7 protein-coding genes are annotated in these 7,829 nt (G+C 52.6%); 2 read left to right on the top strand and 5 right to left on the bottom strand.

Annotation, left to right across the window (positions count from 1 at the left end):
• The coding region (locus BHE85_RS07335; protein ID WP_001393844.1) for an IS1 family transposase at positions 1-234 on the top strand (234 nt) is incomplete at its 5' end.
• 317 nt (positions 235-551) lie between these two features.
• Here the strand turns inward: BHE85_RS07335 and aldB are convergent.
• The 5 genes from aldB to BHE85_RS07305 all read right to left on the bottom strand — a co-directional run bounded on the left by aldB (position 552) and on the right by BHE85_RS07305 (position 7,534).
• Complete coding sequence (aldB, locus tag BHE85_RS07325; protein WP_000183978.1) at positions 552-2,090, bottom strand: aldehyde dehydrogenase AldB; 1,539 nt, start codon at positions 2,088-2,090, stop codon at positions 552-554.
• Between the two features lie 164 nt (positions 2,091-2,254).
• Positions 2,255-3,406, bottom strand: coding sequence for an L-threonine dehydrogenase (gene yiaY / locus BHE85_RS07320; RefSeq protein ID WP_000168713.1), 1,152 nt, complete (start codon positions 3,404-3,406; stop codon positions 2,255-2,257).
• A 189-nt stretch (positions 3,407-3,595) separates the two neighbouring features.
• On the bottom strand, positions 3,596-5,440 hold the full coding sequence (gene selB, locus BHE85_RS07315) for a selenocysteine-specific translation elongation factor (RefSeq protein WP_000582498.1): 1,845 nt from the start codon (positions 5,438-5,440) through the stop codon (positions 3,596-3,598).
• A complete protein-coding gene (gene selA, locus BHE85_RS07310; protein ID WP_000206228.1) occupies positions 5,437-6,828 on the bottom strand; it encodes an L-seryl-tRNA(Sec) selenium transferase in 1,392 nt (463 codons plus the stop codon). Before selA ends, selB begins: the two co-directional genes overlap by 4 nt.
• A gap of 97 nt (positions 6,829-6,925) precedes the next feature.
• Positions 6,926-7,534 (bottom strand): glutathione S-transferase, encoded by a 609-nt coding sequence (locus tag BHE85_RS07305; protein ID WP_000779792.1) that lies wholly within the window; start codon positions 7,532-7,534, stop codon positions 6,926-6,928.
• Positions 7,535-7,761: 227 nt separating this feature from the next.
• Between BHE85_RS07305 and BHE85_RS28365 the strand changes: the two genes are divergently transcribed.
• Positions 7,762-7,829: hypothetical protein (locus BHE85_RS28365; protein ID WP_250322613.1), on the top strand; the 68-nt coding region annotated here is incomplete at its 3' end.

Here is a 7,829-nt window from a genome sequence, read left to right as displayed (position 1 = left end):
TCGGCCTTTGAGGTCGTGGTATGGATGACGGATGGCTGGCCGCTGTATGAATCACGCCTGAAGGGAAAGCTGCACGTTATCAGCAAGCGTTACACTCAGCGCATTGAGCGACATAATCTGAATCTGAGACAACATCTGGCAAGGCTGGGACGGAAGTCACTGTCGTTCTCAAAATCGGTGGAGCTGCATGACAAGGTCATCGGGCATTATCTGAACATAAAACACTATCAGTAAGTTGGAGTCATTACCTACCGTTTATTGCTGATTGGCCTCGGATCACCAATGGTGATTTACGGCCTAGTTCGCCCGCTCACCATCGAAACGCGAGATTAAACTCCTGACAAAACACGCCCCAGAAACGCACTTCTGTTGGCGTAGTCTGGATTATTGCGCACGTAGGTTTAAAACGTAAATTGTAACAACGTGCGCTTTGTTTATGCCGGATGCGGCGTGTACGCCTTATCCGGCCTACGGTCAGGTTCCCGTAGGCATGATAAGACGCGTAAGCGTCACATCAGGCAATGAATACCCAATGCGACCAGCTTCTTATATCAGAACAGCCCCAACGGTTTATCCGAGTAGCTCACCAGCAGGCACTTGGTTTGCTGGTAATGCTCCAGCATCATCTTGTGGGTTTCGCGACCGATACCTGATTGTTTGTAGCCACCAAACGCCGCATGTGCCGGGTAAGCGTGATAACAGTTGGTCCACACGCGCCCAGCCTGTATGCCGCGCCCCATCTTATAGGCCAGATTACCGTTGCGGCTCCAGACGCCCGCGCCCAGGCCATATTGCGTATCGTTCGCCAGCTCCAGCGCTTCTTCCATCGTTTTGAAGGTGGTCACCGCCAGCACCGGGCCAAAAATCTCCTCCTGGAACACCCGCATATTGTTCTGACCAAACAGAATCGTCGGTTCGAGGTAGTAGCCGTCTTTCAGTTCACCTTCCAGCAGCTTGCGCCGCCCGCCTGTGAGCACGTCAGCGCCCTCTTTTTTACCGATATCAATGTAGTTGAGGATGGTTTCCAGTTGCCCGTGAGAAACCTGCGCGCCCATTTGCGTCACGCTGTCGAGCGGGTTACCGCTACGAATGCTTTCGACACGGCGGATGGCGCGTTCCATAAAGCGTTCGTAGATAGATTCCTGCACTAAAGCACGACTCGGACAGGTGCAAACTTCGCCCTGGTTAAAGGCAAACAGTGCAAAGCCTTCCAGCGCTTTATCGAAAAAGGCATCTTCTTCATCCATCACATCAGCAAAGAAGATATTTGGCGACTTACCGCCCAACTCCAGCGTCACCGGAATAATGTTTTGCGTTGCGTATTGCATAATTTGTTGGCCCACTTCCGTTGAGCCGGTAAACGCCACTTTGGCGATGCGTTTCGAGGTCGCCAGATATTCGCCAATTTCCCCACCTGCGCCATTGACCACGTTCACCACGCCCGGCGGCAGTAAATCACCGACAATTTCCATTAGCAGCAGTACAGAAAGCGGGGTAAGACGTGCGGGTTTCAGCACCACACAGTTGCCCGCCGCCAGCGCGGGAGCCATTTTCCAGCTCGCCATCAGCAGCGGGAAGTTCCACGGGATAATCTGCCCCACCACGCCTAACGGTTCATGGAAATGATAGGCCACGGTTTCGCTATCAACTTCACTGATCCCACCTTCCTGCGCCCGAATACACGAGGCGAAATAGCGAAAATGATCAATCGCCAGCGGCACGTCGGCAGCACTGGTTTCGCGAATGGGTTTGCCGTTATCCCAGGTTTCAGCTGTCGCTAACAGCTCGAGGTTTTGTTCCATTCGATCGGCAATCTTAAACAGAATCGCCGCGCGATCCTGCACCGAGGTGTGCGCCCATTTATCTTTCACTTTGTGCGCAGCATCTAGCGCCAGATCGATGTCTCGTTTGCCCGAAGACGCCACTTCGCACAGCAGCTGCCCAGTCACCGGCGTCAGGTTCTGGTAATACTCACCATCGGCAGGGGCTACCCATTCGCCGCCAATAAAGTTGTCATAGCGGGCTTTTAACTTGAGGGGGAAACCATACTCGCCGGGCTTAATCTGTGCTGAAGGGGGATTATTGGTCATGATCGTCTCCTTGCGGTGTGAGGTATAACAAGGGTAGACGTGACTGGCGAAATCTTCGCCAGTCGGTAACAGCTTTACGACGGCTATCACGAATTTACGGGCAAGGGTTACAGAGATAGTTGAAAAAGCGGCTGACAATTTGCCAGCCGTTGTGGAAATGATGATTACATCGCTGCGCGATAAATCGCCACAATTTCTTCGTGAGTTGCCTGGATCGGGTTAGTAAAACCACAGGCATCTTTCAGGGCATTAGTCGCCAGAACCGCGAAATCTTCTTCTTTCACGTTCAGGTCGCGTAGGCCTGCCGGGATATCCACTTTCTTCGCCAGTTCACGGATGGCGTTAATGCAGGCTTCAGCACCTTCCGCGTCGTTTTTACCTGTCACGTTCACGCCCATTGCAGCGGCACAGTCACGCAGACGTGCAGCGGCGACTTTGCTGTTGAATACCTGAACATGGGGCAGCAGAACGGCGTTACATACACCGTGTGGCAGGTTGTAGAAACCGCCCAGCTGGTACGCCATCGCATGAACATAACCCAGAGAAGCATTATTGAACGCCATACCGGCAAGGAACTGGGCATAAGCCATTGCTTCACGCGCTTTCGCATTACTGCCATCTTCAACGGCTAACGGCAGGTTTTCGGCAATCATGGTCACGGCTTTCAGTGCACAAGCGTCAGTGATCGGCGTGGCGGCAATAGAAACATATGCTTCGATAGCGTGCGTTAAGGCATCCATACCCGTTGCGGCGGTCAGTGACTTCGGCATACCAATCATCAGAGAGGAGTCATTGACAGAAAGCAGCGGAGTGACATGTTTATCAACAATCGCCATTTTGATATGACGCGCTTCGTCAGTGATGATGCAGAAACGGGTCATTTCAGAGGCCGTACCCGCAGTGGTGTTGATGGCGATCATCGGCAGCTGCGGTTTTGCAGAGCGGTCAACGCCTTCGTAATCGCGAATATCGCCGCCATTGGCTGCCACCAGCGCAATACCTTTTGCGCAGTCGTGTGGAGAACCACCGCCTAAGGAGATCACGCTATCGCAATTATTCTCTTTAAGTAATTTCAAACCTGCGGCGACGTTTTCCGTGGTGGGGTTAGGTTGGGTGCCATCATAAATAACGCTAAAAATATTGCGTTCTTCCAGTGCTTTTTGCACATCGCCCGCCATACCTAATTTCGTTAACATACTGTCAGTGACAATTAAGGTACGGGTAAATCCATAATCTGCCATCATATTCATTGCATCAGTCAATGAATCAGCGCCGATGACATTCACAGAAGGAATAAAGAAAGTTGAAGATGCCATAACACACTCCTGAAAGTGTAAAAAAGGGTGGGAAGCTTACTGAGGATTTTCATTCGAAAACATGATCATTATTATTAATTATCAAAATTAATCTAATAAAAAGCACATTGTATTCATTAAACAATGTGCTTTTTTTAAAATCATAAGAAATTTGTATTAATTTATTTTAAAAATTAATTAATCATTTCCTTATTTTTCCGGAAATAATAATGCGTCGCGCAATAAATGATCATTTCCACGACGACGCGTAAAGCCAATGCGGTCAAAATATTCCAGAATCTGAATTGCCAGCTTTCGGCCTACGCCTAAGCGATCGCGGAAATCCGCCGCGCAGGTTGAACCACACTCCTGATCGAGATCGCGGATCATATTGGCAAATTCGACAATCCGATCGTTACGGTAATAACGATCTTTGACGATCGCGGTAATTATTCCTTGCTGCGCCGCCTGGCTTAGCGTCAAGCGCATTGCCTGCTCGTCGGTACCCGTCTCTTTTGCCAGATCACGCACCCACCACGGCTCGTCACTAAACAGCGGCTCTGCTTTTTGCCAGATGGCCTGCTGCTCTTCGCTGAAGCCCGCTTTGTGATCCGGCAGATGCAGCCAACCGTGATGACTGAGGATGTCGCCGCTTTCGCGCATCTTTTCAATCAGCAACAGTACTAGCGCTTCATCTTCCATTGGCAACGCCATACGTCGCAGACGTTCGCGCCCAGGCCCAGGTTCATCGCGATGTTGCTCATGATAAGTCGCTAATGTGTCGAGAATTTTCCGTTGCCAGCGAGCGGCAACCGGCGCATTCAACAAGCTATAACCAGCCTGAATATAGCCAGGCTGTTGCAGCAGTTCGCGCATCCCTTCGCCGTTGAGCTGGCGCGCCCAGGCGAAATCAGGAAGATTAACCGCGCCGCGTTGCAGGTGAACGGCTAACGCTTCGCTATCATTCTGTGCCCTGGCGAGGGAAGCCAGCCATTGCAGATACTCTGGTTTACGTTTACCGCGACGCGGCGGGTTAAGCATCACGACGCGCGCTCCGGCCAGCGTGTTGCGGGCAGAGATATCGCGCAATACCAGGCGGTCGTTATCTGCCAGCCATAACGGGGTGTCGAAGACCAGTTCAGCAAGGTTATCTTCCAGCAGTGAAACGCGTCCCGTGACGTGGCTGGCGGCGTGGTGAATATGCAGCGGCTGCCACTGGGTCAGCGGTGTATGGGTTTGAAGCTCGACAATCACCCGTGTGAACGGCTCTGGCGGCGCATCGGCAAGCAGCCAGTCGCCACGGTTAATCTGCTCTTTTTCCGCATCACCCGCGATGTTAAGCGCGATACGCTGCCCGGCATGGGCGGTTTCTGTTGGCTGGTTTTGTGCATGCAGCGCACGTACACGCATCGGTTTATTTACACCAGTCAGCCAGAGTGAATCGCCTACCTTCACTTCCCCGCTTAACGCCGTACCGGTGACGACCAGCCCGGCACCTTTTACGGTAAATGCGCGGTCGATCGCGAGGCGGAAACTATGTTGGCTGGCGTGTTCACGTCCTGGTAACTGAAGCAGATGCTCGCGCAGGGCATCAATTCCCCGACCTTCGGTTGCTGCGGTGATAAACAGTTTTGCCTCAGCAAAACCGTATTCCCGCAGCACCTCCTTTACCTGGCGTTCAACCTCATCAACACGCGCTTCGTCCACGCGATCGGCCTTGGTCAGCGCCACTGTCAGCATCGGGTTACCGGTCAGCTGCAAAATCGCCAGATGCTCACGGGTCTGCGCCATCACGCCGTCATCGCACGCCACCACCAACAGCGCGTGATCGATACCACCAACGCCCGCCAGCATGTTGGAAAGAAACTTTTCATGACCGGGTACGTCGATAAAACTAGGCACGCGACCATCCGGCTGCGGCCAGTAGGCATAGCCGAGATCGATGGTCATGCCGCGCTTTTTTTCTTCCGGCAGACGGTCAGCATTTACGCCAGTAATCGCCTGCAATAAGGTTGTTTTGCCGTGGTCAACGTGTCCGGCAGTCGCAATAATCATTTCAACAACATCTCCAAAAACCGTTGCTCATCTTCAAGGCAGCGTAAATCCAGCCACAATCGTCCGTCATAAATACGACCAATCACCGGCACTGGCAATTCACGCCAGCGGGCGGCTAATGACTCAAGGTGGCTACCGCGTCCATCATGGGGTGTAAACGTTAATGCCGCGCTCGGCAGGCGATCAACCGGCAGCGAACCACTGCCAATCTGCGAAAGACATGGCATAACCTGTACCGCAAACTCCGCGCCGTAATGTGCGGCAAGGGGAGCCTGTAAACGTTGTGCCTGGATTTGAATGACCTCTGCGCTGCGGGTAAGCAGGCGCAGGGTCGGTAATTTTTCACTCAGAGCTTCAGGGTGTAAATAAAGACGCAACGTGGCTTCCAGCGCCGCGAGGGTCATTTTATCCGCGCGTAATGCACGCTTCAGCGGGTGGCTTTGCAGGCGGGCGATCATCTCTTTTTTACCAACGATAATCCCTGCCTGCGGCCCGCCTAACAACTTGTCGCCGGAGAAGCTCACCAGACTGACGCCCGCCGCAATCAACTCCTGCGGCATTGGCTCTTTCGGCAAACCGTACTGGCTAAGATCGACCAGCGAGCCACTGCCTAAATCAGTCACTACGGGAACATCCAGCTCTTTGCCGAGCGCCACCAGTTCCGCTTCATCTATCGCTTTGGTGAACCCCTGAATGCTGTAGTTACTGGTATGTACTTTCATCAACAGTGCGGTATTTTCATTCACCGCCTGACGATAATCATTCGCGTGCGTGCGGTTGGTGGTCCCTACTTCGTGTAGGGTGCAGCCTGCCTGACGCATAACATCGGGAATACGAAACGCGCCGCCAATCTCCACCAATTCGCCGCGAGATACTACCACCTCTTTCCCGCTGGCAGTGGCCGCCAACATCAATAACACCGCCGCCGCATTGTTATTGACGATACAGGCATCTTCCGCCCCCGTAATACGGCACAGCAGTTGCGCCAGCGCCCGATCGCGATGTCCGCGTCCAGCGTCGTCCAGATCGTACTCGAGGGTCACTGGCGAACGCATAGCCTGCGCAACGGCTTCCACCGCGGCTTCCGCCTGTAAAGCTCGTCCAAGGTTGGTATGCAGCACGGTTCCCGTCAGGTTGATCACCGGACGCAGCGCGCTCTGCGCCTCTTTCGTCAACCGGGCATCGACTTCTTGCGCCCAGTTTTCACACCACGCAGGAAGCGTCTGGCTGTCACGAATCACTTCTCGCGCTTCGTCGAGCATCTGACGCAACAATTCCACCACGCGGGTGTGACCATAAGTATCACGCAAAGAAAGGAAGGAGCTATCGTGCAATAAGCGATCAATAGCCGGAAGTTGACTATAGAGGGAACGCGTTTCGGTTGTCATAGGAAACCTAGCTAATCAAGGCCCTCTCACATGGAGAAGGGCGTTTAACATAACCACGGATTGTAACGTGAGATGGGTCAGGAGGACATATCGCGCATCAAGCCTTTGGCGGTTCGGTGCGAGCAAAACTTTCGCGGCTAAACAGGTTTTCGACCAGTTTGACTAAGTGTGGGCGGTCGACACACCAACCTGGCGCAACGCGGCGGAAATTGAGATATCCGACAGCACAGGCAATGGCGATAGTCGCCAGATTGACCGTATCGGTTTTGAGTGTGCCATCGACCAGATATCCTTCCAGCACATCCAGACTGCGGTTGATTTTCTCCCGCTGGCGTAACAATTCATCTTCAGACTGCTGCGCCGCCGGACGCGCCTGTTCACGCACCGATACCAGCCCGGCATCCATAATGCCATCCGCCAGCGCCTCAATTTTGCGCACCCGCAACGACTCCAGCGGATCGCGCGGCAACATCGCCGGAGCGACATTCATTAACTCAATATATTCAGCGATGATCGGCGAATCAAACCAGCATTCGCCCTCTTCGGTCACCAGCACCGGCACTTTTCCTAACGGGTTAAATTGCGCCACGCCGTTGTCCGCGTTATAGGGCAGTTCATTAATAAATTCGAAAGTTATGCCCTTTTCTAACAACAGAATAGAAAGTTTGCGTACAAACGGGCTGGTGTAGCTACCGACGAGTTTCATGCCGAGTCCTTTGTGCGAGGAAAAATATCAGTATGGCCTGGTGATGGGAAAAAGGGCAGAAAATGTTGATGGTTTGTTACTTCCAAATAAATCACATATTTATCATGGTGATATAAATATTTTCCTAATTATTTCACTCTGATGGATATCTCACTTCAGGCTTTCTTATAAATCTGTAGGGTTTTGCCTGTCAGCAGACAAATAACCCGATAAAACAAGGATGAGAAATGAGCGGAAAACCGGCAGCGCGTCAGGGCGACATGACGCAGTATGGCGGTAGCATTGTTCAGGGTTC

Source organism: Shigella sp. FC1567, from assembly GCF_001743015.1.
In the GTDB taxonomy this organism is placed as follows: domain Bacteria; phylum Pseudomonadota; class Gammaproteobacteria; order Enterobacterales; family Enterobacteriaceae; genus Escherichia; species Escherichia coli.
This window is presented reverse-complemented; position numbering and strand designations above follow the sequence as displayed.